Raw genomic sequence first — 26,876 nt, 5'->3', positions numbered from 1 at the left:
TACATGCTGCCAGCCACGCTAGCCCAGGAAGTCCGCAAGCAGGTGCTGCATTATCTGCAGGCCACCTTCCGCCTGCGCGATCACGCTACCGAGAAGGCTCTGGAGGCCTTCTTCAATGACCCCGAGAATGGCCTCTTCAAGGGGCCCTGGGTACAAGTCCGCCGGCCGTTTCGGCTGGATTCGGGGGATATCTCGGGCCTGTTCGATATCGAGATTCCCTATGTGCCGTTTCGCCACCAGGCGACCAGCTGGCGCCGCCTGACCACGCGCGGTAACAACCAGCCGCTGCATACGCTGGTCACCACCGGCACCGGCTCGGGCAAGACGGAGTGTTTCCTCTACCCGGTGCTGGATCACTGCCTGCGGATGCACCAGGCGGGCAAGCGCGATGGCATCAAGGCGATCATCCTCTACCCCATGAATGCCCTGGCCGCGGACCAGGCGGGGCGCTTCGCCGAGGAGATCCTCAAATCACCGCTGCTTAGCGACATGGTAGCCGGTGAGCCCAGGGCCCGGGTCCGAGTGGGGCTCTATACCGGACGCATGTCGTCATCATCCAGCAAGGAAGAGGGCGCCGAGCCAGGTACCTATGCCGAGCTGACAAGAGAGCCCGCCCAGGATGGCAGCGGTGAGTGGACCTACAAGGCGATCACCAACCGCGAAGCGATGCAGGCCGATCCGCCGGATATCCTGCTCACCAACTACAAGATGCTCGACTATCTGCTGCTAAGGCCCAAGGATGTGAGCATCTGGCGGCATAACCAGGCCGCCCCGAGCCTGCTGCGCTATCTGGTGCTCGACGAGCTGCACACCTACGACGGTGCCCAGGGGGCCGACGTCGCCTGCTTGATTCGGCGCCTTAAGGAACGCTTCTCGATACCGCGTGGCCAGCTCTGCATGGTGGGCACTAGCGCCACCGTGGCGGGCGGCGAGGACGAGGGCACGCTGGGGCCGCTGCACAAGCTCTGCGAGTTCGCCAGTACGCTGTTCGAGGAGACGATCAGCGACGATGCGGTGATTCAGGAGGACCGCTATCGCGTCGACGAGGTGGTGCGTATCCCGGAGCTGGAGGTCGAGGCGCTGCCACCGGCAGAGGAGTGCGAGCCGCGGCATCGGGAAGATGCTGTTCACTACGCTTACCGCATGGCCGCGCTGTTTGGTGGGCCGACCTACCCGGTCGAAGCCGATGATCCGCGCTGGGCAGAGTGGACGCCGCATTACTCGGTACTCAAGGCAACGCTTGTCGAGCTGGACGATCACACCCGCTGGGGGATAGCACTGGGCGAATGGATTCGCCGGCATCCGCTGTTCCAGAAGCTGCTGGTGGCCACCCAGGAGGCGCCGGCCCACTGGCTGGAGCTGCTGCGCGAGCTGGCGCGGGAGGACTTCGCCTTCCGTTCGGTGGGCGATCTGGCCCAGCGAGGCGAGGTGCTGATGGCGTTCCTGGCGCTGGTGGCCCAGGCCCGGGAGTTGCGCAGCGGCAAGGCCTTCCCGCTGGTACCTACCCAGGTGCAGCTGTGGCTGCGCGAGTTGCGGCGTATCGGTTCCCTGGTCCACGAGGACCCGGCCTTTGCCTGGCTGGATAACCCGCCCCCTGAAGGGCGCCATCAGCTGCCGGTGGTGCACTGCACGGAGTGCGGCGAACTGGCCTGGGTAGGACTGCGTGACCTGGATGCCGATGCCGCCATCGAGAAGCACGGCGTGCGCGGCATGCAGCTGAGCGATGAGGTGCCGCCCATCTACGAGGCCTGGGGCTTCGAGGGGCAACCCAAGCCGACGCTGGTGATGTTGAGCCCCTGGCGCGAGGGCGATGATCCGGTCAATACCAGTGGACAACAGGAGCTGGAGGGGCTGCGCTGGCACCTCGCCCCCGGCTCGTTGGTGCTGCGTGAGGGGCCGGGTCCCTGTCCGCTGACCGAGGAGCGCACCTTCCCGGTGAAAGTCGTCCACGAGCACGACCACCGCAACAACGGCCAGCGGATCGGGGTGCGCCGCTGCCCGCACTGCCGCACCCTGGATAGCCTGATGTTTATCGGTAGCCGGGCGGCCACCATCGCCAGCGTGGCCATCGACGAGGTGTTCGGCTCGGTGCTCAACAGCGACCCCAAGCTGCTGGCCTTCACCGACAGCGTGCAGGATGCCAGCCACCGGGCGGGCTTCTTCTCGGCGCGTACCTATCACTTCACCCTGCGCACGGCCCTGCAGCACCTGATCGATGACGCCGGAGAGGCGGGTGTGCCCCTGAGGGAGGTGGGGGAGCGGCTGCTGGCGTACTGGGCCGAGCCGGAGCCGGGGCGGCCTGGCAAAATGAAGGAGTCGATGGCGACGCTGATCCCGCCGGATCTGCGTGAGTACGAGCCCTATCTGAACTATCGGGCCACGCTCGATAAAGACGCCTTGCCGCCGAAGGAGCTGTTCGATGAGATGGCCCAGCGCCTCACTTGGGAGGCGACCAGCGAGTTTAGCCTGATGCTGACCCATGGCCGCACCATGGAGAGCCATGCCAGCGCGTCCCTCGGCTGGGAGCCGGGCCGCATCGATGACACCCTGGCGGCGCTTCGGCAGCGTTTCCCCCGCATCAGCCCACGCCTTGAAGCGCTGAGCGACGACGTGCTGCGGCTCTGGGTGCTGGGCATGCTGCACCGGCAGCGCGAACGGGGTGGTATGCATCACCCCTACCTGAGCAGCTATGCCCGCCAGAACTACTGGGGCAAATATCCCTTCGGCAAGGTGGTCAAGGGGCGTGAGACCTACCCGCCGCATGGGCGTTATCAGCCCCGGCTGTGGACGACCCACCCCGACAAGCACCACGACCATATGCTGGTTCCGCCACGGGATGGCCAGATGCAGCCCTGGCAGCTGGTATGGGCAAGGCGTGTGCTGCAACTGCCAGGGGTGGACGACGCCACCCTGGTCGATCTGCTGGCCGCCTTCCTTGAGGCCGGAGAGAGCGCCGGTCTGCTGCGCAAGCTGCATCAGGACGGCGACAAGGCGTGGTATGCGATCAGCGATGCGGCAGCCCGGCTGCTGCCGAGCGGGGAGAAGCTGCGCTGCGACAGCAGTGGTTACTACCTCTATCGTCCCCCCGAAGAGGCTTTGCTGTGGCGAGAGGCCCCGAGCCTCTCCTACCAGGACGCCACTGGGAGATACCGCCCCGCGGAACTGAGTGAGCGCGAGAACTACTACCGCACACGTTATCGCAAGGGGGCTCTGCGCCGTGTGTTTGCCCATGAGCACACAGGGCTGCTGGATACGCCTGAGCGGGAGGGGCTGGAGTCCAGCTTCAACGATGGCAGTCATGCCGATGACCCCAATGTGCTGACCGCCACCTCCACCCTGGAGATGGGTATCGACATCGGGGATCTCTCGACAACCATGCTCTGCTCCATTCCGCCCAGCGCCGCGAGCTACCTGCAGCGCATCGGGCGGGCAGGGCGCAAGACGGGGACGGCCCTGATCCTCAGCGTGATCAACCAGCGCCCTCACGACCTGTTCTTCTACACACGGCCGGAAGCGCTCCTGGCGGGTGAGATCGAGCCGCCGGGCTGCTGGCTGGATGCCAGTGCGGTGCTGGTCCGTCAGTATCTGGCGTTCTGCTTCGACCAGGCGGTGCGCGAAGGCGTGCTGACCGACCTGCCCGGCACCGGTAAGCAGCTGGTGGATGAGGTCATCCAGAATCATGCCGGGCATATCCCGCGGCTGCTGGAGTGGATGCTGGAGCAAGAGGCGGCACTTCAGCAGCGCTTCATGGCCCGTTTCGCTCAGGATGCCAGGGACGACACCCGCGAACGTTTCCTGGGAGAGTCACGCACCGAACGGCTACGAGAGGCCATCGAGCGAGCCGCCAATGAGTTCCAGCTGCAGCGTCAGCTGCTGGATAACGCCCGCAAGCGCCTGCGTGACCAGAAGAGCAAGCTGGAACCTGCGTCGGAAGAGATCGACAGGGCCGAGATCGAGCGGGAGGAACGCATTCTGCGCGCCCGCCAGCGCAAGCTGAACGAGATCGGTGCGCTGGAGGTGCTGACCGAGCATGGCTTGCTGCCCAACTACGCCTTCCCGGAGCGCGGCGTGCGGTTCTCTGGCTCCATCTACCACCGCCGCCCCAAGGGCGAGGATGGCGAGGTGATCGAGACCCGGCCACCCATCGAGCTGGTCCGCTCCGGCTCCCAGGCCATTCGTGAGCTGGCGCCTGGCAACCACTTCTACACCCACAGCCACCGCTTCGCCGTCCAGCAGATCGAGCTGGGTTCGCGCAACCAGCCGCTGATGGGCGAGTGGGCCATCTGTGGCCGATGTGGCCATATGCGCCACGCCGCCGAGGTCCAGCGTCCCGAGGCGGTGCCGGCCTGCCCTCAATGCGGTCACGATGGTCCGGAGAGCCAGACCGACCTCGGTCAGCAGCGTAACTTCCTGCAGTTCGCCCGTTCCCAGGCGGTCTCCTACATGGAGTACTACGACAGCCTCTCCGCCGACAAGGGGGAGGAGCGCGAGAACGAGCGCTATCAGCTGGTGACCTCCTTCGACCAGACGGTGGAGCAGGCCAGCGGCGCGGTTGGCAACGATGCCGAGCCGTTCGGCATCGAATACCGCTCGGCCATGGTGCTCAGGCAGGTCAACGCCGGCTATCAGGATCAGCACCGTGACCTCGCCTTTGGCCAGGAAAAGGTCTCCTCCGAAGGGTTTCTTATCTGTGGGGATTGCGGCATGGCCGCCGAACCCGGGCAGGGCCCCGCCCAGGTACGCCATCGTCGCAGCTGTTCCGGGCATCGCGAGAGCCAGCGACGCCATCGCGAGGGCCGCAGGGATGATGCCTACGATTGGAAGCATGTCTTTCTCTATCGCGAACTGCGCTCCGAGGCGGTTCGTCTGTTGCTGCCTGATGTAGAGCCAGAAGACGTGGCCACGCTTGAGGCCGCTATCTACCTGGGCATGCGTCTGCGCTTCCAAGGCGACCCCGGTCACCTGCTGGTCCAGCAGCAGGTCATCCCCAACCTCCAGTTGGGAGTGACCCAGCATTACCTGGTGCTGATGGATGCGGTGCCGGGAGGTACCGGCTTCCTCAAGGCGCTGTTCCAGGAGGTGGATGACCAGGGACGAGCGGGCGAGGGCGTGATGGACGTGCTGAGGCGATCTCTTGCCGCACTGGAGCACTGCCCCTGCCGCGAGCTGCACCAGACGGAAGACGACACCGACGGCTGCTATCGCTGCCTGCGCACCTACCACCTGCAGTACCGCGCCGACCAGATCAGTCGCGAGCAGGGCATCCGGCTATTGCGGCGGCTGATCGCGGCTGGTGAGAGTCGCGAGTCCAAGCGGGAGCTGGACGAGATCAAGCCCCGGGCCATGTTCGGCAGTGTGCTGGAGAAGCGTTTCGTCAATCGGCTACGCGACTGGGTAGTAGAGCGTGGTAGGGAGGATGACTGGCGCGAGGTGCTGATTGGCGGCACCCGCGGGTTCGAGTTCACCCTTGGGGACGGCCGGGTCTGGTCGCTGCAGCTGCAGCCCTTGCTGGGAAGTGCCCAGGGGGTGTCGGTGGGCTGCCAGCCCGACTTCATGCTGCGTGCCGACGATGATATCTGCCGGCCGATCGCGATCTTCCTTGATGGCTTCGAGTTCCATGTGAAGCCCCATGACGCCGAGTCGCGCCTGGCCGACGACTTCCTCAAGCGCCGAGCCATCCTGGACAGCCAGCGCTACTGGGTCTGGTCGCTAAGCTGGGACGACCTGGATCAACCGGAGGGCGAACGCTTCCGGTTCCTTTCCGCCTGGATGACCGACGAGGTACTGCTCAAGTGGCGCAACAAGATGGAATCGTCCTTGCCCCAGGTGAGCGCTGCTACTGGTGATGCATTTACTCAGCTCAAGGGGTTCCTGATGTCGCCCGGGGCCGAAGGGTGGCAGCGCTTCGGTCAGGTGGTAGGGGGGTTCGCCTTGATGCGCCTGGCCAGCAGCGGCATCGGGCAGGATGCCAGTCAGTTCAACTCGGCCCTCGGTATGTGGCGTGCCGGCTATTCCGCACCACCCTTGGGCAGGGAGGATCACGGTGACTGGGCGTGGATTGCCCAGAAGCTGGCCTTGAGTGATGACCTGATGGTGTATGGGCTCGGGCAGGAGTTACTGCTCAACGACTACACCAACCTGACGGTCGAGCTGCGCCTGGGCGACAGCGAGCAGGAGCGGAGCGCAGAGGAAACCTATCGCCTGCGCTGGCGCCGTTTCCACGCCCTGGCCAACTTCTTCCAGTTCCTGGAACGGATGCTGGTCTTCACCACCTCCGAGGTCGAGAGCGGGGTGATTCCGGAGCCTTCGCTGATGCCTGAGGTGAGCCTGGACGACCAGTGGCAGGAAGTGGTCGAGGAAACGCTGTCCTCGCTGGAAAAGCTGGTCCGTCGCATGGCAGCCGAGCGGTGTGCTCTGCCTGAGGTAGAGCACTACAGTGACGATCTGGGGAATGAGCCCTTTGCCGAGATGGCATGGCCGGCGGCTTCCCCGCCTGTGGCGCTACTGGTCGGGGATCAGGCCAGCTTCGCAACCAAGTGGCACCAGGCCGGGTGGCGAGTCATAACAGACAAGGATCTGCAGACCCACGGCGAAGCGTGGTGCGTCGAACAGCTGCCGAAACGTAAAGCAGGAGACGAGTGATGGCGAAGATGATGCTGCACCGGGACGTGCTGAAGAACTTCGGCAAGTTGCCGGCCAAGGTGCAGAAGAAAGTGGTGGAGCTGACCCAGAAATTCGAGGAGGACAGTACCCAGGCCAGTATCCACCTGGAGCCGCTGAATGCCGTCAAAGACAGTAAGGTGCGCAGTGCTCGCGTGGGTGCCGACTATCGCGCCATCGTGATTGCCCCCGAGAAGGGGGATACCTTCCTGCTCATGCATATCGACCACCACGACGAGGCCTACCAGTGGTGTCGGAACAAGCGCTTCGAGGCCCACCGGGCATTGGGGACCCTTCAGGTATTCGATGTTGAGGAGGCCGAGCGTTCCCTACATTCCTCAGAGTTGGGCGATACAGAAGCGGCGCCCTCAGAGGCCCCGGCCGTTCCTAAATATGCCCTTCAGGCACTCTCCGATGAAGAGCTCTTTCAGGCCGGCGTGCCCGAGGCCCTGATCCCGGCAGTTCGCGCGGTCCGCAACGATGACGACTTCGAACGCCTGGCTGACTATCTGCCGCCGGAAGCGGCCCAGGTGCTCTATGGGGTGGCGTCCGGCATGCCGCTGGATGAGGCCATCAACGAGATGCTGGGGGCGCTTGACGAGATCGAGAAGCCGACCGGTCCCGGTGACTTCAGCCACCTGGCCGAGATTACCAACATGGACCTGGTGCTGGTACAGGGCGAGGAGCACCTGCGCGAGATCCTCAGCGAGGATATCGAGGAGTGGCGGGTCTTCCTGCACCCCTATCAGCGCAAGCTGGTGGAGTGGGAGACGCGTGGTCCGATGAAGATTTTCGGCGCGGCCGGGACCGGCAAGACCGTTGCGCTGATGCACCGTGCAGCATGGCTGGCCAAGCGCTGCAGCGGCGAAGAGAAGGTGCTGATCACCACCTTCACCACCAACCTCTCTGTCACCATCAAGGGGTTGATGGAGAAGCTGGCGCCGAGCGTAGTCGACAGTATCGAGGTGACCAACCTGCACCAGCTGGCCCGGACGATCTGTTCGCGTGCCCAGTGGCAGGGGAAGATCGCCGAGAAGGAAGACCTGCAGTCCATCTGGCAGAAGGTGCTGGCCATGCCGGTGGCCGCCGAGCTGGATTTCTCGGGTGATTTCGTACGCGACGAGTTCGAACAGATTATCGACCCCATGGGCATTACCACCGAGGAAGAATACCTCACGGTCGTGCGCTCTGGTCGCAAGCCCCTGCGCCGCAAGCAGCGCAAGGCGCTGTGGAAGGTGTTCGTCGAGGTGCGCCGCCAGCTTTCCGGTCGCAACCTGCTGACCTTCGATGGGCTGATCCACCAAGCCCGAGAGGTGCTGGAGCGCGGTGAATTCCCAGGCTATCGCCATGTACTGGTCGACGAGATCCAGGACTTCAGCTTGGAGGCCCTTCGCCTAGTCGCCAGTATCAGCCCCATCGCAGAGGGGCTGGATAACCCGCTCTGCGTGGTTGGCGATGGCCACCAGCGCATCTACAACCCGGTGCCCGTCCCACTCGGCCGAGCCGGCATCGAGGTCCGGGGCCGCTCGCGTCGGCTGAAGATCAATTATCGCACCAGCGAGGAGATCCGTGACTGGGCCCATGCTGCCCTGGAGGGGGTCGAGATCGATGACCTGGACGGTGAGCAGGCCATCACCCAGGGAGATCGCTCCATCTTCCATGGACCCAAGCCACAGCTGGTGACCTGCAGCGATGATGATGAGGTGGCAAGTGCCGTGGTGGCATGGGTGAAGGGGCTTACCGAAAGCGGTCAGCTCAAGACCCACGAGATCTGCCTGACGCCGGTCAACTCACGTGTCATCAGTGCCCTGCAATCGAACGGCTTTGCTACGGTGGAGTTGAAGGCGCGCCAGGCCGACCCCGGCCAGGAGGAGAGCGGCGTGCGCTTCGGCAGCAAGAAGCGCATCAAGGGGCTGGAGTTCAAGGCGGTGGCGATTCTCGATGCAGGCAATCGCGATAACCTGTTGGACAGGTTCGAGAACTATGTGGCGGCTACCCGGGCCCGCCAGCAGTTGCTGGTGGTCAGCCGGCCGACGAACTAACAAAAGTAGAGTGAGGAAACGTCTTGAACCAGACGGTGCATGACCTTGTTGCGGGTCGCCAAGAGGCCTGTAGCCTCCGTGAGTTGGATGATCAGCTGACCGACGTTATGGCGGCTCGCCAAGTTCAGGAATTTATCCAGGGGGATCGCTTAGCGGTGCTTGTGCAGCGTGCTCAGGTGCTCTGCGATGTAGAGAACGCTGAAGAACGTCTACTGCTGGCCGCCGTGCTGGGCCGGCTTGCTGCCGTGGCACGTAACCGCAGCCATGAGGTGTTCGAAGGGTTCGAAGCTTACATGGAATCACCGCCCGCATCCTTGGTTGTGCTCCAGGACGGTGATGAAAAGGCTTATGCCGCCATGTCGTTGGCCCACCTGGGAGCGCCCAGGCCTCCCTGGTTGGCCGACTATGTTATCCGTGAAGCCTTCTATCTGGATGCTGCCGAGAACGCCAGGAAAGTATTGCTGGGCATGCTGAGGGACCACTCTGTCGACTACCTGGGGGTCCTCAATGGTTTGGCGCAGGGCTTCGATAGCCTGGAGCTCGAGGTGCCGGACGCACGGCTGAGAAGGGTAAAGCGGATACTGGAAGCCTGGAAGGAGGTTTCACAAGATCACTTCTGGTCGCTTGAGGCTAACCCAGGCGAATCGCTCACGCGTGTCGTCAAGGCTGTCTTGCACAATGTGACCGGCGCCAAGGAGGAAGCGCTCGCCAATGATGTGTGCGACCTGCTTTTCGAGTTGCTGCTGCGGGTCGTACAGTTGCGGTTTTCCTACGCACTTGAATCGGCAACTTATGCGCCGCTAGCCGCTATGAAGGCGCATTTTGGCACTCGTTTATGGACACACCTGCGCAGTCACTCGCTCGTCAAGCCGAGAGTGCTTTCTTGCCTTCGCGAGGCTTGCCTGGTGCTGGCGCGCCAAGGGCAGACTGACAATGCAATGCTGGATGCCATGAAGGTGATGTATGCCACTCGTACCAGTATGGGAAATGACCTGAAGCGTCACTTTGAGGGGCATCACGAGTTGGATTCTGAAGTGTCCGAGTGGTGGACTTCAGGCGGGACCAAGCGTGCCAACAACGGTAAGAAGGAGAAGTCGCTCAAATCTGATGAGGACATGTTGATAGGTCAGCTGTTGCTCGAGGGCGAAGCCGCCAGGCGGCCGCTGGACAACGTGCGTACCAACTTGCTGCCACTGATTGAGGAATTCGGCAATGACCCAGTGGTGGTGGCTTCCCTTCGCAAGGGACTGGGCGGATTCGTAGAGCTTTCCACAATACTTCGCCAGTTATGCCGCCTGCGACGCCTTGAGTCATCTGGGCTTGAGGGCGAAACCATAACCTACAGCCGGACCCGCCATGAAATGGTTGGCGGGCATCAATCAGGTGTGACAGAGGTCAGGGTAGTGCGCGATCAGGTCGTGCAAAAGCTTTATGGGCGGGAAAGGGTTGTGGTGAAGGCTCTGGTTGAGTCGATATAGTCTACGAGGGCCTTGTAATATCAGGGAATGGAGGTGGCATGGATAACAATAAAGCAAGGTGGCTGCTGGAAAATCTACTGGCTCGCCTGGCTGAACGAGAAGATGGAAAGTATGAGCTGCCAGGCATCATCACTGAATCGGAGCAGAGAGCATTAACGGCAGCCATCGATTTTCTTGGCGCGACCGCAGAACCGACTTCATCGTCAGCGGAACCGGAACCGGAACCGGAACAGGAACAGGAACAGGAACAGGAGCCAGTTGAGCCTAGCGCTGAAGAGAGCACGGCTGCGGATACCGGCGTCGAGGGTCTCGCGCAAGTACTCCCAAAAGAGGCTCAGCAGGAAGGTGAAGATTTAGAGATCGACTTCCCTCAAATTCTTGATGAGCCTGTTTCACCAGATATCAGGCTCTGCATCGACTTTGGTACTGCTATGTCAAAGGTGACTCTGGTGCATGATGGTGCGGGTAAGGATGGAGGGGACGAGATTCAGGTACTTGAGCTTGGGGACGTCGCGGGGCAGGATCCCTCCGATGGCCCGCTGGAGCTGCTGATATCATCAGTCTATATAAGTAACGATGGTTCGGTATACTTTGGTAAAAGTGCCTTAGAAGTGTCTGAGCAAGAAGCTTCTGAGACTAACCGTCAGCGTATCGACAATATGAAGCGGTTTCTTTCAGAAGATGGTATAGAGAAAGTTCTTTCGGCGGAGTTTAATCCAACCGAAATAGTGATTGAGTACCGCGACATTATTTTCTATTACCTCATTTTCCTGACGTGGGTAATCAACCATTGTACTGACGAGATGGGGTACGATAAGAATATTGACCGCCGTTTTGCTATGCCTTGCTTTGATAACACGAAGTCTCGCCAATACTCTCGTATGCTTTCTCGTATGCTGGGTGATGCACAGGTTGCAGCCATTGTGTTGGGCGAGGAAATAAGCGAGGGTGTGTCACTGCATCGGCTCAAGCAAGTATGTGACAGCGTGTATGAAGAGAAGTTTGAATATTCTTTTGTCGGAGATCCGGTAACCGAACCTCTTGGCGTAGCCTCTGCCTTGGTGAGCGAAGATGGCTCTGCCAATAACCTTTCTATGGTAATCGATATAGGTGCCGGCACTACGGATATTAGCCTGTTCCGTATTCGTGTAGATTCTCACAAGGGAATCTATGTGGCGAATCAAATCCCTGAAGCGGCAGCTGGCTTGACCATGGCTGGTAATTACATCGACCGTGTGCTGGTGCAGAAGGTACTATCCATTGCTGGAATTTCATTTCAACTGCCTGATTATCGGCGTGTTCGAAATGATCTTGAGCGCAAGATAAGAATGTATAAAGAAGAACTTTTCGAAGAAGGCAGTGTCTATGTTCCGCTCCATAATGGTGATGTCATCGAAGTGTTGCTTGACGACTTCATGAAGTCACCCTCGATTCATGATTTTCAGTCTGAGCTGAAAAACAAGATATCCGAAGTCCTGGAAAATGTTGATGAATTCTTCCTGCGCACGGCGCCGCGCCGGGAGCTGGTGCTGGTGTTGACGGGAGGAGGTGCATCGTTACCATTTGTACGTGAAATGGTGGGTGTAACTATCGAGGCTGGCAGTATCTCGTTGAAGACGGTCAAGTCTCATGATTTTCCCGAGTGGATGGAAGAAGATCATGCAGATTTGGAGGATATCTTTCCTAGAAGATCTGTATCTCTTGGAGGGGCGAGAGAAAATATTATCGTGCCGTATGATCAGCGAAGTTTGGAACTCGCTGAGGCCTGATCAGAGGTCTTCACCGCCTGGCAGTAAGCTAGGCGTGAATTACTTTTGTGATTTTACGCTGTTTTGGAGTTATTTCTCTCCGTTGGTTTCGATAATTAGCCAACCCCAGCGTTAAAGTTAAAGGTCTTCAACGTTAGTGCCGGTGCCCATTAACCATTACTTTTTGTAAAAAAAGTCAGCGAACGATGGCTAGACAAGACCAAAATTGGTGAGAAAGCACAGTTTATGAGGTGTAGTGGACCGTTTTCTATTGGAAGGTCAGCGGAAACGCCATCCTCGCTCACCACCAATGCCATAGCCCAAGTTGTGCATCAGATGCCATCAAGCTAGCCGATCCCGGGCCGCGAGTGCAGCTTTCTACGCGAGCGCTGCTTTCTACTAAGTGCAGCTTGATACTGAGATGCTGCTGCGGCCCGGCAGGGTTGTCGCGGTGAGTCAGGCCTACCCTGGCGATGGTAGGGCAGCTTCCGGTCCGCGCGGGTATCTCTTGGCTACTGCCTTCATGGATGGGCCAGGGTCAGCTTGGGCGACAGGGCGTGTGGGTCTACCTTCAAGTCCAGGATCGCGGGAACCCCTGCCTCTCTGGCTGCCTGCAGTGCGGCTGGAAATTCGCTATCGCTGGTCACGGTTGCGCCAAAGCCACCGTAACTTCTGGCGAGTGCAGCGAAGTCGGGATTGTGCATCCGTGTTCCCGAGGGGCGGTCCGGATACTTTCGTTCCTGATGCATGCGAATGGTGCCGTACATGCCGTTGTTGGACACCAGAACGATGACATTTGCGCCGTACTGACAGGCAACACCAAACTCTTGCATCACCATCTGAAAGCAGCCATCCCCTGCCAGGCAGACCACGTCTCGCTCGGGGTGGCGCAATTTAGCGGCGATCGCTGCCGGCAAGCCGTAGCCCATTGAACCACTGGTGGGGGCAAGCTGGGTGGGCCAGTTGCGATAGCGATAGTAGCGATGAAGCCACGCGGAGTAGTTCCCGGCACCATTTGTCAGGATGGCATTCTCGCCGAGCGCCTCGTTGAGATGAGAGACGACTTGCTCCATCTTCAGGTCACCGGGGCTCTGCTGTGGTTGCTGCCACTCCTCGTAGTCCGAGCGCGCGCCGGTGATCCATTGCTCACGCGGTGACTCCGGCGACCTTGCTGCATCGGCCAGCTGACAGACGAGCTCAGCAGCGTTCGCGACGACGCCGAGGGCCGGTCGATAGACGCGACCAATTTCTGCAGCGTCTGCGTGGACGTGTATGAGGGTCTGTCGCGGCAGGGGAGGCGTCAGCAAGGTGTAACCGCTGGTCGTCATTTCACCCAGTCGAGCACCGAGTGAGAGAATGACATCGGCATTCTTGACGCGTTCCGCGAGCTTGGGGTTGATGCCGATACCAACGTCGCCAACATAGTGTGAATGTCGGTTGTCGAGATAGTCCTGGCAGCGAAAAGAGGCTCCCACCGGTAGCGCGGCCTTGTCGGCAAATCGTCCGAGCGCATTGGCGGCTTTCTGTGACCAGGGCCCACCGCCGACGATAACCAACGGGCGTTCGGCCTTCGCCAGCATGTCGACAATGGCGCCGACATCGCTCTCAGCCGCCTTGCCCGAAGGTAGCGTGGCAGCCGGTACAGCCGGGGCGCCAGTGTAGTCTGATGAGAGGATGTCCTCGGGAAGTGCGAGCACAACAGGACCCGGACGGCCGCTTTGAGCGACATGGAAGGCGTGGCTTACGTACTCAGGAATCCGGTCGACGCGATCAATTTCCGCGACCCATTTTGCCAATGGATTGAACATGGCCCGGTAGTCGACTTCCTGGAAAGCTTCTCTGTCGCGCTGATCGCTCGCCACCTGCCCGATGAAGAGGATCATGGGCGTCGAGTCCTGGTAGGCGACATGTACGCCACAGGAAGCGTTGGTGGCGCCGGGGCCCCGCGTGACGAAAGCGATGCCGGGACGCCCGGTAAGTTTCCCATCGGCTTCGGCCATCAGCGAGGCCCCGCCTTCGTGTCGCGTCACGATGGTGTCGACGCCGGAATCGAAAAGCCCATCAAGAGCGGCCAGGTAGCTTTCTCCAGGCACACAAAATACCCGCTCCACCCCCTGTGCCTCGAGGGCTTCGACGAGAACTTTCCCACCATGACGTGACGGTTGTTCACTCATAAATCTAGACCCTTGTTCTTATAGAAAGTCTTCGCGAGCTGCCAGACGCTCAGCCGCGCGTTCGAAGCGTAGGCGTGTCGCGCTGCGAGCTAGCGATGCGTCTTGTATTGCCAGTGCATCTCTCACCGCGCGATGTTCATCCAGAATGGAAGGGCCGAATTCAGAAGCCGCTGCATTCTTCAGAAAGGCCGAGCGCAGGTTGCTCTGTATATTCCCCTCAATCATGCCGATAACCTCGACATAATATTCATTGTCAGAAGCTTCGGTAATGCGGCGATAGAATTCGAGCTCGGTGTCGACTCTTTGCTCAAGTGCTCCATCTGGACCGAGTGCGTCGAGTCGCTCGATTTCTGCAAAGAGATCCTCCAGAGCCTGCATTTGCGCTGTGGTACGCGTTCCAGCGGCAAGCGCCGAGGCTCCTGCCTGCACCTCTGCTCTAAGCTGAAGCAACTTTATGATCTGCTTGCGTTTTTCGAAGCATCCCGGGCTGATGCGAAACGCCGACCGATTGGTGATTTCCGTAATAAAAGTGCCGACGCCACGTCGTGAGTCGACGACGCCATCGTACTTGAGAAGCGAAATCGCCTCGCGGATCACCGTGCGCGCGACGCCAAATTTCTTGGAAAGTACCGCCTCGGTGGGAAGGCGGTCGCCAGGCTGAAGCTGGCCTCCTTCGATCGCCTTGGTCAGGGCTACCGCGACCTCATCAGGTAGCCGGCGAGGGCGATCAATACGCCCATAGATTTCAAAATCCTGCATTGGGATGTCTTCCTGATCGTCTGAACAGCTCAAGCTGCGACGCGTCGTTGAAGCGTAGGCCATGCGACCTGTAAGGGGCTAGTGCGACAAAGGTAGCACTAAAAACAGTTGTCAGACAAACTGACATAAACTAATTTTAGGCTAAAAGCCGGCGTGATCATGATCATGTGTTCAATGGTCGGTTTGCTGACGCCTCCCGTGGGTATGGTTCTCTTTGCAACATCGTCGATTGCCAAAATCAGCGTCGGCCGCTTGTCGCGTGCCTTGACGCCTTACTTGATTGGTCTTTTCGTGGTGTTGATGGCCGTCGTCATGATTCCAGCGATATCGACATGGCTGCCTGATCTGGTGATGAACTCATGAATAAACTTGATCGAGTGGTGGGCCAACTCCTGCGCGCGATTGCCTCGTTCTGTTTGGCAGCGTTGTTCATCCTGCTGTTTTCAAGCGTCATTGCGCGCAGCTTTCAACTTGCGAGCTTCGCATGGCTGGATGAGGTGGTAAGGGGCTTGTTTTCCTGGATGGTATTCATGGGCTCCGCTGCCTTATGGCGAGAGCGGGCACACTTCAGAGTAGATTGGCTCGAGCAGGTGATAGGGCAAAAGCGTGCGGCCCCTTTGCTCAGGGCCTTTCTGGCATTTCTATCCCTTGGGTTCATGCTCGCCATGACGTGGTACGGATGGGAGCTGACGGCACGGAGCAGTGCAGTAACGCCTGTACTGAACCTTCCGACGGGGCTTTTCTATGCCGCTATCCCCATCTCGGGAACATTGATGATGATTTACTCATTGCGTGATCTGTTTGAATCGATCGCGGACGTTAAAGCGCCATTTTCTACCATGATGAAGGAGAAGTAAGATGATCTACGATCTAAGAACATACACCTGCCGCCCGGGTACCATCAAGAAACACATGAAGCTCTATGAAGACCACGGGTGGAAGGTACAGAGTAAACACCTGGGTTATCCCGTTGTTTATGGGGCGGTTGAAACGGGTGATGTCAACTCCTATGTTCATGTGTGGATGTACGAGGATGCGGCCGACCGCGCAGCCAAGCGCCAGAAGCTACAGGCAGACCCGGAGTGGAAAGAATATCTCGCGAAAAGCGCCGAGGCGGGGTGCCTGGTCAGCCAGGAGAACAAGATACTCGTCGCCGCGCCTTTCTTTGATCCCTTTCATGTAAAGAAGGTCGAAGGGTAGTACATAGGAAATAGTGACTTTTGATGTGATCGACTTTTGATGGAAATACTTTCTAGTCGATTCGAATATATGTTTCGATATGGCAATGGGCTCCTTTTCTCACCGAGATAGGGAGCTTTTTGTCGAACTGGGGAATTGATGTCGGGGACCGTGGGTCGATGAAGCGGTTTCACACTACGTTTTATTTCCTGGCTGTGCCCGCCGACGAACTGCCAGAATCTCCCAGTGAGCTTCGTGTCGGGATGACTGCGTGTCCTCGCATTGCGGGCGGGGTCGATCGCCAAGGGGGCGCGCCATGCAATGCCATCGATCCAAAGACGTGAGGCGCTCCACCATGACAGCGGACTCAATGAGCCAACAGATGGTGGTGTCGTTCCCTTGTCTGGCTGAAGCGGCAATCAGGCTGAACCGGTTGCGTGAGCCTGACCGCCGTTGTCACCCAGTTTCGGCCCGATGGCCAAGCACCGAGTGAGTGATTCGCCCTGGTGCCCTGGTGTTTCAGCCAGTGGTTAGAGTGTCGGCCCGGAATCCTCGCCACCGCTGCTCTGGTAGAACCAATCATCGGCGAAGGGTGCGCCATCGGTATCGTTGGCATCGACGCGGGCAATCTGACCGCGGCCGAATACCGGCTGTTTGGTGCCATCTCTGGCCGGGTCGACGTACTGCTCGAACCACGCAACCATGCGCTGCTCCAGCTCTGCCGCGATATCGGCATGCTCGGGGGAGTGGATGAGGTCGTTGAGTTCGTCCGGATCCTCGGTCATGTCGTAGAGTTCGTTGGGCCAGTCACCCACGCGCCAGATAAACTTCCAACGGCTGTCGCGGAGCATTCGCACGGGTCCATATTCGTCGAACACCACGACATCCCGGTCTTGCGTGTCATCTGGCCCCGTCAGGATGGGCAGAAATGACCTTCCAGGCAGATTGTCGCCAACCTTCGCATCGATGCCGAGGTACTCGAGCAAGGTCGGGCAGAAATCGTAGTGACTGACGAGTGCCGTCGAGGCTCTTGGTGTGATCTTGCCGGGCTGGGCCATGATGAAGGGCACGCGAACCGCCTGGTCGTACATATTCTGCGGGTAGGTCGCGTTGCCTTTGCCGTAGATGCCGTGGTGGCCAAGGCTCATGCCGTTGTCGCTGGTGAAGATGACCAGAGTATCTTCGGTGAGACCGAGATCCTCGAGCCTGGCCAGGACCCGTCCGATCGCCGCGTCGGCTGCGGTCAGTGAGGTGCAGTAGCCCTGGATCATCTCGTTGACGTCTTCCTGGGGATAGACGCCGTTGTTGATCTGATCGGGATGGCGCGGCTGGCGAGGGAAGGTGGAAAACTCACAATCGTCGTACTGGCTCCAGACCTCGCGTGGATGCTGTGACTTGTGCCAGGGCCGGTGGGGAGCGGAAAAATTCAAGGACAGGAAGAAGGGACGGTCTTCTCCGGCACGGGACTCGAGATAGTGGGTCGCCTCGTCGGCCAGGAAGTCCGTAAGATAACCCGGGACTATCTCTTCGACGCCGTTGCGGTACATTCTGGCGCCGTAATAGCTGTCGGAGCCTTTCGGCATGGTGATCCAGTGGGTGAATCCTTTCTGGGGATGTGCGCTGTCACCCAGATGCCACTTGCCGATCAAGGCGCAGTCGTAGCCGTTGTCATGAAGCACGTCACTGAATCCCAGCATGCCTTGCAGGTATTCGACGGACCTGTCGCCATTCTTGTCCTCGGAGCCCTGGCGGATCCAGTCGAGCACACCGTGCTGCGACGGGATGCGTCCGGTGAGTAGCGAGGCGCGGGCAGGGGAGCACACCGGAGAAACACAGTAGCAGTTGACGAAATCCACTCCGCTACGCGCCAGAGCGTCGATATGGGGGGTCTGGACTTCCTGATTGCCGCGCGTTCCCAGGCTCCAGAAGCCCATGTCGTCGGCCAGGATCATTATCACGTTGGGTTGCTTATCCATATTGTTCTCCTCGCATGCGTGATGGATGACTGTAGAGCGAGATTTGGATAGACGTCAATAGAACGATCTAACTAGGTGTTAAGTGAGCTAGTATTTGCGGCAGGACAGCGGCATGATTGAGAAAAAGGAGGTCCGATGCGTAAGAAAGTGACGATGGAGATGGTGGCCAAGGCGGCCGGTGTGTCTCGGGCGACCGTTTCGCTTGTCGCGCGAAATTCGCCACTGGTGTCGGATGCGACTCGCGAGCTGATCACCAAGACCATGAAAGATATGGATTATGTCGCTGATCGTGCGGCCGCTCGACTGCGCAGCAACAGCAGCGGTACGGTGGGGCTGATCGTTCCAAACCTGATTAATCCGTTTTTCATTGATTTCCTGGCGGGCGCCGAGCGGACCATGGCCGACGAAGATCGGGTCATCCTGTTGGCCAACAGCTATGACGACACGGAGCGTCAGGAGGATATCCTGCAGAGGTTCCGGGAGCATTCGGTCGATGGCATCATCCTGTGTCCGGCCGTAGGCACCCCACCGGAGCTGCTTTCACGCATCGCCAACTGGGGCATTCCGGTGATCCAGGCCATGCGCGCGGTCTCTCCGACCGAGTCTGACTATGCCGGGACCGACAACGCCAGCGGCATGCTTAGCGCCGTTCGGCATCTGACCTCCCTTGGACATCAACGCATTGTTTTTGTGTCTGTTTCGTCCAGGTCGTCGGCGCGGGCCGAGCGGGTTGGCGCCTTCCATCAAGGGTTGGCCGAGGCCGACGGTGTCGAGGGAACCATCATCGAGACCGAGTTCTCGCTCGACGGCGCCATCGAGGCGGGGGCCCGCATCGAGGACGAAGCCGCTGACGCCACCGGCATCATCTGCTTCAACGATATCGTCGCTGCTGGGGTGATGCAGGGGCTACGCCAGAGCGGCGCAGTACCAGGCGAGACGCATGCCATCATCGGCTTTGGCGATCTGCCCGTGGCGCGGATGGCGTATCCGCAGTTGACGACGGTGGCAACGAACCCCGGCAACACGGGATCAAGCGCATCCACTCTTTTAGCGCGCCGTCTGGGCAAGCCGGAGGCGCCTTTCGAGCGTGTTCTTACCGTTCCCTCCCTGGTGGTTCGCGGCAGTACCTTCGCCCTGTAGTGGACAGTCGACGGTAGTGCTTACAGGCTACTTCGCTGTTTCTGCTTGCTATTTTTCGTCTAAATCACTCTCGCTGGAGCGGCTCGATGCTACCGGCGAGTGGTAGTGCGATCCTCCTTCGCCCTCCCGGTAGTCTCCCCTTGTCGGCGCTTGCTGCGGTATCGCCGACCCAAGCGGCAGGAGGCCTGAGATGTAGGCTTCTACGACTATTGATATCAAGCCTGGCGCCCGGCGAGTTTCCTGCTGTTCCGGCGTCGAAGAAGTTCTCGAATGCGCTAGAAATATCCATTTTTAACAGTGTTGTAGGTTCATATTCGACAACGCTAACAGATGGCTTGACGAAGGTGCCGGCAGCGATGGCCCTTGGCGTGAACCGGCCTCCTACCTTGACATTGTGTAAGGTGCAATTTAGAACGATATAAACAACAAGGAGGACCAACATGTACGATTTCAATTTTCAGCCAGTCTTCGCGAGCTGGGATGCGCTGCTAGTCGGGGCACTGCTGACCATTCGGCTATCGGCCACCGCGATGGTGTTCGGGCTGGGGATCTCGATTCTCGGTGCCGTCGCCCGCACGTCACATGTTCGACCCCTGCGAATGATCGTGGCGTCCTATGTCGAGGTCATCCGCAACACGCCCTTCATCGTACAGATCTATTTCATCTTCTTTGGCCTGCCGGCGGCTGGCATCACGCTTTCCCCGAACACCGCGGCGCTAATGGCGCTGACGATCAACGTCGGCGCATACGGCACCGAGATCGTACGATCCGGTATCGAAGCGATTCCGCGCGGCCAGATCGAAGCGGGGCGGGCGTTGGCACTCAGCCCGTTCAACATCTTTCGCCATGTGGTCATCAAGCCTGCGCTTCGCACGATATACCCCTCGCTGACCAGCCAGTTCATCTACCTGATGCTGATGTCGAGTGTGGTCTCGGTCATCTCGGCAAGCGACCTCGCTTCTGTCGGCGCCGACATCAACGCCGCGACCTTCGCAAGCTTTGAGGTCTATCTGGTGCTGACCGCCGCCTACCTGGCGATGGCGCTGGGCTTCTCGGGCGTATTCGCGCTCATCCGTCGCAAACTCTTCACCTACCCTGTGAGCTGACGCCATGATTCGTGAATTCTCGACCGCCGACATACTTTTCATGGCCTCCGCCGTGCGCTGGACGCTCCTGCTGTCGCTTATCGCCTTTGGATGCGGCGCGATTGGGGGCTTGCTGATCGCCGCCATGCGTACCTCCGGCTACAAGATGGTGAGCACTGCTGCAGCCTTGTATATCCAGTTGTTCCGGGGCACTCCGCTGCTCATGCAACTCTTCCTGATCTACTTCGGTTTCTCGGTGTCCAGCTTTCCGGTCAGCCCCCTCACCGCTGCCGCGGTGGGCCTCACCCTGCATGCCAGCGCCTTCCTTGGTGAAATCTGGCGAGGCGCCATCGAGGCCGTGCCGGGTGGGCAGACCGAAGCGTCGAAGGCCCTTGCGCTCAGCTACGTCAACCGGATGCGTCATATCATCCTGCCCCAGGCGATCAAGATCGCCACGCCCGCCACCGTCGGTTTTTCGGTACAGCTGATCAAGGGCACCTCGCTCGCCTCGATCATCGGCTTCACCGAGTTGACCCGCGCCGGACAGATCGTCAACAACGCCACGTTCTCGCCGATTCTGGTCTTTGGCACGATTGCCATTTTCTATTTTCTGTTGTGTTGTCCGCTGTCGATGTTCGCCAAGCGACTCGAAGCGCGGATGAGACTCTCAACCGTTCGATAATCCCCTAAGGAGCATAAAAAGATGATAAAAATAAAACATCTTGTCGCCAGTACCGCCTTGACCCTCATGGCCGTCGGGACACAAGCATCCGCCGTCGCTGCTGAACTCACCGACATCCAGGAGTCCGGCAAGCTACGTGTCGGCATGCTGGTCGATTTCCCCCCCTTTGGTGTGCTCGATACATCAGGCAATCCCGATGGCTATGATGCCGCCGTGGCAACCGAACTGGCGGAAAGCCTCGGCGTCGATTTGCAGATCGTGCCGGTGACAGGGCCTAACCGTATCCCTTACCTGCTGTCCGGCCAGGTCGACGTTCTTGTGGCGTCCCTTGGCATTACACCGGCTCGTTCTGAAAAGGTGGATTTCTCTGACCCTTACGCGGCCATCAGTATTGCCGTGTACGGCGATGCGTCCAAGGAAGTCGAATCGAAAGCGGACCTGGCCGACTACATCGTGGGCGTAGCCCGGGGCTCCACCCAGGAAAAGGGCGTCGTCGAGGCGGCCCCGGAGGGCACGGAAATCCGTCGCTTCGATGATGGTGCCGGTGCAGTACAGGCGCTGATGTCGGGCCAGGTCGACCTTCTAGGCGCCTCCAACGTAGTGATGGGAGAAGTGATCGCCGTCACCGGTGGCCGTTTCGAGAAGAAGCTCGATCTGTCCAACCAGCTCCAGGGTATCAGCGTGGCGCCAGGCTCCGACGAGCTGCTGGAGCAGATCAACAGCTACCTCGCCCAGATCAAGTCCGATGGCACCCTGAACGACATCCACCAGGAGTGGCTGGGTGAGCCGCTTCCGGATTACCTGAACAAGTAAGCCAATAATTGGGGACTGCCAATGTCTGCACAAGCTGTCGTGATGCAGGATGTCGTGAAGTACTACGGCGAGTTTGCCGCCCTGACTGACGTCAACCTGTCCGTCGAGTCGGGTGAGCGTATCGTCATCTGCGGCCCATCCGGGTCAGGGAAGTCCACCCTGATCCGCACCATCAACCAGCTCGAAGAGATACATTCGGGCACGATCGTCGTCGACGGGATCGAGCTTACCGCGGGAGGCAAGAACGTTGCCAAGGTACGCGAAGACGTCGGCATGGTGTTTCAGAGCTTTAATCTGTTTCCTCATATGACGGTGCTGGAGAACTGCATCCTGTCACCGATGAAGACCAAGAAGGTCAGTCGTGCCGAAGCCGAGAAGACCGCTCGTCACTACCTCGAGCGAGTCAAGATCCCCGAGCAGGCCGACAAGTATCCGGCGCAGCTCTCCGGTGGGCAGCAACAGCGCGTGGCCATCGCACGGGCTCTGTGCATGAAGCCACGGATCATGCTGTTTGACGAGCCGACCTCTGCGCTCGATCCGGAGATGGTGAAGGAGGTACTGGATACGATGATCGATCTGGCCGGGGAGGGCATGACGATGATGTGCGTGACCCATGAAATGGAATTTGCCAAGGCCGTGGCCGATCGTATCGTCTTCATGGACGCGGGCAAGATCGTCGAGATCAACGAACCGACCGGGTTCTTCACCAACCCGCAGAACGAACGGCTGCAGAACTTCCTGGGTCAGATCACCTGAGCTGACAAAAGACCAGGCCTCCCTGCCGGTGCGTGCCGGCAGGGGGCGTCCTGCTTGGAACAGAGGGACGCATGGCCTTCCATGCAAGGTGAGTGCTTTCTCTCCGGTTGAATACTCGCCATGGCAATGGTGTCAGTACACGTAGTAGCGTATTCCCGATGTGAAGATGCTTTCATAATCTTCATCCGGGGAAAATACGTAGCTCGGGACGACCTCCGAGAAGACCGAAATATCGATCGGCGTCATCAGCTCAATGCCGATGGGAAGCCTGACTCCCCAGCGTTCGTTGGTATTGCTGCTCTTGTTCTCGAAGCCGTAGTCTTCTTGTCCTTTGAGCAACATGATCCCTGCGCCGGCGTAGAAGATGGGAGTTATACGTGCTAGCAGGTCCTTGGGTGATGTGTACAGGTGCGCATTCAGATGAAGCATGAATGAGTCGTCAAAGTCTGTGTGGGCGCCAAGCTCTGCACTGAAGTTTTCGTAAAATGCCTTGTCCGAGTAGTGTAGCTGTTCGTTGTTGTAATTTGCGATGCCGATGCCAAAGTGTAGCGTAGCGCTGGCCCCCATGGTTGGCGCAAGGAATAGAACCGTCGCGATCGGAAGGGTCATGATATGCATTGCTTTTGCTCTCTTGTTTTTTCTGGTTTTTTCGTCTTGTCGAGATTTTTATATTTGCCATCCGATAGATGTTTCTTTTTCTGAGACTGCCCATAATTTCTCGGCGACGGCCCTGTCCCAGACAAATGGTTTGATCTCACATTTTCCGACTGGCCCTATCCAGTTAAATAAGCCGGAAGGACCATAATAATCTTGCTGTTCGAGGTTTTTAGTGGTGGCACACATCACTTCCGGGTAGGCGCCTCTTTCCGCTGTTTGCACCATCGGTGATTTTTCCATCAACGAAAAGATCAAACGTGACGCCACATTGGCCTTTTCGTTTATCAGGGAAGTCCGGGATGCACCAGGATGGCACACATATACTTTTATGTTTTTCTCTGCCGCTGTTGTTCTTCTCTGTAACTCGTAGGCAAATATCATCTGAGCTAGCTTGCTATGGCAGTAAGTGCTGTTTGGGTGGTAATTCTTGTTCCAGTTCATATCATCGAACTGGATGGTTTTTATGCCCATCTTGTAGCCTTCACTGCCAACTACCACTATGCGCCCGTTCGAATCATCGATTCGCTGGTAGAGCAGTCCACAAAGAAGGAAATGGCCGTAGTGGTTTACGCCGAGATGACTTTCAAAACCATCCTGAGTAAATTCCTGCCTGGCGACCTGTGCAATAGCACCGTTGCAGATAAGGGCATCAATTCGGGGGAGCGTTGCCAGTACTTCTGCCGATGCTTTACGCACCGAGTCAAGCGAAGCAAGATCCAGTCGAACGAACGTTGCTTGTACCTCTCTACCGAATTCTTGTTTCAGTGCTGCTATCGCTGCTTCCGATTTTTCGACACTACGATTCATCATCACCACCCCGGCGCCTTTGGACACCAGAATGCGCGCCGCCTGAAAGCCCGTACCTGAGTTGGCTCCAGTAATTACATAGGTGTTTCCCTGCAGGGACTCGAGTTGATCTGGTGTCCAGCCCTTCGCTAGGGTTTTTTTTGTACACATTTTCGTGTCTCCAATTCTAGCCAGACCGACTAGTAAAACAGTGACTGAAGTTTGTGGCGCCAATGATAACTCTCGGCCATGCGTGAATGTAGACCAGATAATCTCTAAAACATGCCTATTCGTATCACTTCGTTGACTTTGTCTCTTTTGGTTGATAGCTTTCTTCCACTAAGTTATTCGAGTTTTGTCGAATGAGCAGGCACAAGATAAAAGCGCTTGTCGAAAGCAAGCTTCACGAAGATGGGGTGATGGAAACGGGGGTATCGGGCGTTCAGATATTCCGTGTTACTGAGGCGCTTCATTGTACTCCTGCCGTCTACGAACCTAGCGTGATCGCGATCGTAGGCGGTTCCAAGGAAGCCATCGTGAATGGCAGGCGATATGTGTATGACAGCAGCCAATACATGTGTTGCCCCATTTCGTTGCCGGTCGAGGCGGGTACCCCGGCTGCCTCCCCAGAAAATCCCTTGTTGGGTGTGTCTATTTCCCTGAATACAAAAGTGATGAAAGAAATAGTTATTCAGGTAGAAAGCACCGCAGCGGGGGCTGAAAAACCTCGTGGGGATTCATTGTCGCAAAGCGTATCTCTCGCCCGATGGGATGATGAATTTTCTGAAGCACTGTTACGCTTGTTGCAATTAGGTGATAGCAAGACGCAGACCGAGGTTCTCGGAGAAGGGCGCCTTCGCGAGTTGTACTATGCCGTTTTGATGGGAGATGCCGGGGCTTCGGCGAGGCTCGCTTTTGGAGTCGGCAACGAGATTGCCAGAGCCATCGAATATTTACAGTCCCGCCTCGATGAAACTGTCACCATTGACGAAATCGTCTCGTATGTGGGGATGAGTCGTGCTGTTTTTCATCGGAAATTCAAGCAGGCGACCACGATGTCACCCATTCAGTTCGTGAAAACGATGCGGCTGAACAGCGCCGCCATGAAGATTGCTACGGGAATGAACGTGAGCGAAGCGTCAATGGCGGTCGGGTACGCAAGTGCTTCGCAATTCAGTCGAGAGTTCAAACGACTGTATGGAAAGTCCCCCAAGCAGTGGAGCCAATACCAGGCGCTTGCCAGGGGCTAGAGAAGTGGCAGGCATTCAGGTTTCAGGGGGAGAGCCCCAAGCGAGGGCGCCGAGCGCGTAATACCTGCTCGCCATTGTCTTGCCCGCTGCGATGGGTATCGATATTGGGTCGACCACGAGGTGATCTCGCTGAAGGCGGTAAATCCGGCTCGCAGGGCAGCATCCGCCGCCCTGCGTGTGTGAGTGGTAACTTATCCGAGCACGCCCTGGCTACGCAGGTAGTCGTCGTAGCTGCCGCTGAAGTCGACGATGCCATCGTCCTTCATCTCGATGACGCGGGTGGCCAGTGAGCCGACGAACTCGCGATCGTGGCTGACGAAGATCAGGGTGCCGGGATAGTGCTCGAGCGCCAGGTTGAGCGCCTCGATGGACTCCATGTCGAGGTGGTTGGTGGGCTCGTCCATCACCAGCACGTTGGGGTTCTGCAGCGAGAGCTTGCCGAACAGCATGCGTCCCTGTTCACCGCCTGAAATCACCTTCACCGACTTGCCGATATCATCATTGGAGAACAGCATCCGCCCGAGGGCGCCGCGCACGATCTGCTCACCGGCGGTGGTCCACTGCTGCATCCATTCGAACAGGGTTTCGCCCCCCTCGAAGTCCGCCGCGTGGTCCTGGGCGAAATAGCCCACTTCGGCGGCATCGGTCCATTTGACCTCACCGGCATCGGGCTCCATCGCGCCGACCAGGCAGTTGAGCAGGGTGGTCTTGCCGATGCCGTTGGGGCCGATGATGGCGACCCGCTCTCCGGCTTCGATGCGCAACCCGAAGCGCTCGAACAGGACATTGTCGTCCCAGGCCTTGGACAGCGCTTCCACTTCCAGCGCCTGGCGGTGGATCTTCTTGTTCTGCTCGAAGCGAATGAACGGACTGATCCGTGATGACGGCTTGATCTCGTCGAGCTGGATCTTGTCGATCCTGCGCTGGCGTGAGGTCGCCTGCTTGGCCTTGGAGGCATTGGCCGAGAAGCGACTGACGAACTGCTTCAACTCGGCAATTTCTGCCTTTTTCTTGGCGTTTTCGGACTGCAGACGTTCACGCGCCTGGGTGGCCGCGGTCATGTACTCGTCATAGTTGCCGGGGAACAGCTGCAGCTCGCCGTAGTCCAGATCCGCCATGTGCGTGCACACACTGTTCAGGAAGTGGCGATCGTGGGAGATGATGATCATGGTCGACGAGCGCGCACGAAGAATGTCCTCGAGCCAGCGAATCGTGTTGATGTCCAGGTGGTTGGTCGGCTCATCGAGCAGCAGCACGTCGGGGTCGCTGAACAGCGCCTGAGCGAGCAGTACGCGCAGTTTCCAGCCCGGTGCCACCACACTCATCGGCTGGTCGTGCTGCTCAAGCGGAATCCCCAGACCCAGCAGCAGCTCACCGGCACGAGCCTCGGCGGTGTAGCCGTCGAGCTCGGCGTAGCGGACTTCGAGGTCTGCCACCGCCATGCCGTCTTCTTCGCTCATCTCGGCCTGGGAGTAGATGCGCTCGCGCTCAGCGGTCACGCTCCACAGTTCTTCGTTGCCCATGATGACGGTGTCGATGACACGTTCGTCCTCGAAGGCGAACTTGAAGTGACCCCCTCCATAGCTGCACAGGGTATAGTGCAGTCATCAGGAGGACAGGATGAGCGACGACAACTCCATCAAACGATGGACCGCGAAGCGCAAGGCTGCCGTGGTCATGGACATCTTCAA

Annotated in this window: 18 protein-coding genes and 1 pseudogene; 13 read left to right on the top strand and 6 right to left on the bottom strand. The window is 58.8% G+C overall.

All coding sequences use genetic code 11. The features are described from left to right. The first annotated feature begins 3 nt into the window (after window positions 1–3). Genes NH448_RS15340 through NH448_RS15325 form a run of 4 tightly spaced genes read left to right on the top strand, consistent with a single transcriptional unit; the run spans window position 4 to window position 11,949 of the window. Window positions 4–6,642 carry a DEAD/DEAH box helicase gene (locus NH448_RS15340; protein ID WP_253028981.1) on the top strand — a complete coding sequence of 2,213 codons (6,639 nt, stop codon included), beginning with the start codon at window positions 4–6 and terminating at the stop codon, window positions 6,640–6,642. Continuing rightward, window positions 6,642–8,702: a UvrD-helicase domain-containing protein gene (locus NH448_RS15335; RefSeq protein WP_253028980.1), complete on the top strand. Its 2,061-nt coding sequence runs from the start codon at window positions 6,642–6,644 to the stop codon at window positions 8,700–8,702. Before NH448_RS15340 ends, NH448_RS15335 begins: the two co-directional genes overlap by 1 nt. Before the next feature lie 23 nt (window positions 8,703–8,725). Beyond that, window positions 8,726–10,180, top strand: coding sequence for a hypothetical protein (locus NH448_RS15330; protein WP_253028979.1), 1,455 nt, complete (start codon window positions 8,726–8,728; stop codon window positions 10,178–10,180). Window positions 10,181–10,218: 38 nt separating this feature from the next. Next, window positions 10,219–11,949, top strand: a complete 1,731-nt coding sequence (locus tag NH448_RS15325) for a hypothetical protein (protein WP_253028978.1) — start codon at window positions 10,219–10,221, stop codon at window positions 11,947–11,949. Between the two features lie 500 nt (window positions 11,950–12,449). On the opposite strand, the gene NH448_RS15320 is transcribed toward NH448_RS15325, so the two are convergent. Together NH448_RS15320 and NH448_RS15315 are read right to left on the bottom strand one after the other, a co-directional pair. Continuing rightward, complete coding sequence (locus NH448_RS15320; RefSeq protein ID WP_253028977.1) at window positions 12,450–14,102, bottom strand: thiamine pyrophosphate-binding protein; 1,653 nt, start codon at window positions 14,100–14,102, stop codon at window positions 12,450–12,452. A gap of 18 nt (window positions 14,103–14,120) precedes the next feature. After that, window positions 14,121–14,861 carry a GntR family transcriptional regulator gene (locus tag NH448_RS15315; RefSeq protein ID WP_253028976.1) on the bottom strand — a complete coding sequence of 247 codons (741 nt, stop codon included), beginning with the start codon at window positions 14,859–14,861 and terminating at the stop codon, window positions 14,121–14,123. A gap of 153 nt (window positions 14,862–15,014) precedes the next feature. Here NH448_RS15315 and NH448_RS15310 point away from each other — a divergent pair, with 153 nt between their 5' ends. The 3 genes from NH448_RS15310 to NH448_RS15300 are packed head-to-tail and all read left to right on the top strand — an operon-like array spanning window position 15,015 to window position 16,061. Beyond that, window positions 15,015–15,224, top strand: coding sequence for a TRAP transporter large permease subunit (locus NH448_RS15310; protein ID WP_286984832.1), 210 nt, complete (start codon window positions 15,015–15,017; stop codon window positions 15,222–15,224). Next, window positions 15,221–15,718, top strand: a complete 498-nt coding sequence (locus NH448_RS15305; protein ID WP_253028975.1) for a TRAP transporter small permease — start codon at window positions 15,221–15,223, stop codon at window positions 15,716–15,718. The genes NH448_RS15310 and NH448_RS15305 overlap by 4 nt, the downstream gene beginning before the upstream one ends. Before the next feature lies 1 nt (window position 15,719). Beyond that, the gene (locus tag NH448_RS15300; protein ID WP_253028974.1) at window positions 15,720–16,061 is read left to right on the top strand and encodes an NIPSNAP family protein; all 342 of its coding nucleotides are present in this window, start codon (window positions 15,720–15,722) and stop codon (window positions 16,059–16,061) included. 509 nt (window positions 16,062–16,570) lie between these two features. On the opposite strand, the gene NH448_RS15295 is transcribed toward NH448_RS15300, so the two are convergent. Further along, on the bottom strand, window positions 16,571–18,016 hold the full coding sequence (locus NH448_RS15295; RefSeq protein ID WP_253028973.1) for a sulfatase-like hydrolase/transferase: 1,446 nt from the start codon (window positions 18,014–18,016) through the stop codon (window positions 16,571–16,573). Between the two features lie 135 nt (window positions 18,017–18,151). Between NH448_RS15295 and NH448_RS15290 the strand changes: the two genes are divergently transcribed. The 5 genes from NH448_RS15290 to NH448_RS15270 all read left to right on the top strand — a co-directional run bounded on the left by NH448_RS15290 (window position 18,152) and on the right by NH448_RS15270 (window position 22,492). Then, complete coding sequence (locus tag NH448_RS15290; RefSeq protein WP_253028972.1) at window positions 18,152–19,156, top strand: LacI family DNA-binding transcriptional regulator; 1,005 nt, start codon at window positions 18,152–18,154, stop codon at window positions 19,154–19,156. Window positions 19,157–19,596: 440 nt separating this feature from the next. Continuing rightward, window positions 19,597–20,262, top strand: coding sequence for an amino acid ABC transporter permease (locus NH448_RS15285; RefSeq protein WP_253028971.1), 666 nt, complete (start codon window positions 19,597–19,599; stop codon window positions 20,260–20,262). A 7-nt stretch (window positions 20,263–20,269) separates the two neighbouring features. Next, window positions 20,270–20,923 (top strand): amino acid ABC transporter permease, encoded by a 654-nt coding sequence (locus NH448_RS15280; RefSeq protein WP_221621135.1) that lies wholly within the window; start codon window positions 20,270–20,272, stop codon window positions 20,921–20,923. A 66-nt stretch (window positions 20,924–20,989) separates the two neighbouring features. Continuing rightward, on the top strand, window positions 20,990–21,736 hold the full coding sequence (locus tag NH448_RS15275) for a transporter substrate-binding domain-containing protein (protein ID WP_221621126.1): 747 nt from the start codon (window positions 20,990–20,992) through the stop codon (window positions 21,734–21,736). Window positions 21,737–21,757: 21 nt separating this feature from the next. After that, window positions 21,758–22,492: an amino acid ABC transporter ATP-binding protein gene (locus tag NH448_RS15270; protein WP_124802358.1), complete on the top strand. Its 735-nt coding sequence runs from the start codon at window positions 21,758–21,760 to the stop codon at window positions 22,490–22,492. A 132-nt stretch (window positions 22,493–22,624) separates the two neighbouring features. Here the strand turns inward: NH448_RS15270 and NH448_RS15265 are convergent, their stop codons facing one another. Further along, the gene (locus NH448_RS15265; protein ID WP_253028970.1) at window positions 22,625–23,110 is read right to left on the bottom strand and encodes a hypothetical protein; all 486 of its coding nucleotides are present in this window, start codon (window positions 23,108–23,110) and stop codon (window positions 22,625–22,627) included. A gap of 48 nt (window positions 23,111–23,158) precedes the next feature. After that, window positions 23,159–24,169, bottom strand: a complete 1,011-nt coding sequence (locus tag NH448_RS15260; protein WP_253028969.1) for an SDR family oxidoreductase — start codon at window positions 24,167–24,169, stop codon at window positions 23,159–23,161. A 128-nt stretch (window positions 24,170–24,297) separates the two neighbouring features. Between NH448_RS15260 and NH448_RS15255 the strand changes: the two genes are divergently transcribed. Then, entirely contained in the window at window positions 24,298–25,185 is an 888-nt protein-coding gene (locus NH448_RS15255) for an AraC family transcriptional regulator (RefSeq protein ID WP_124802352.1), read from the top strand. A gap of 191 nt (window positions 25,186–25,376) precedes the next feature. Here NH448_RS15255 and NH448_RS15250 read toward each other — a convergent pair. Beyond that, window positions 25,377–26,750: pseudogene (locus tag NH448_RS15250) on the bottom strand (ABC-F family ATPase); the annotation flags it as partial. Window positions 26,751–26,876 lie beyond the last annotated feature (126 nt).

Origin of the sequence: Halomonas sp. OfavH-34-E, assembly GCF_024124525.1 — a bacterium.
GTDB classification, from domain to species: domain Bacteria; phylum Pseudomonadota; class Gammaproteobacteria; order Pseudomonadales; family Halomonadaceae; genus Halomonas; species Halomonas litopenaei.
Note: the sequence above shows the minus strand (reverse complement) of the source record. Positions and strands in the feature narration are given on the sequence as shown.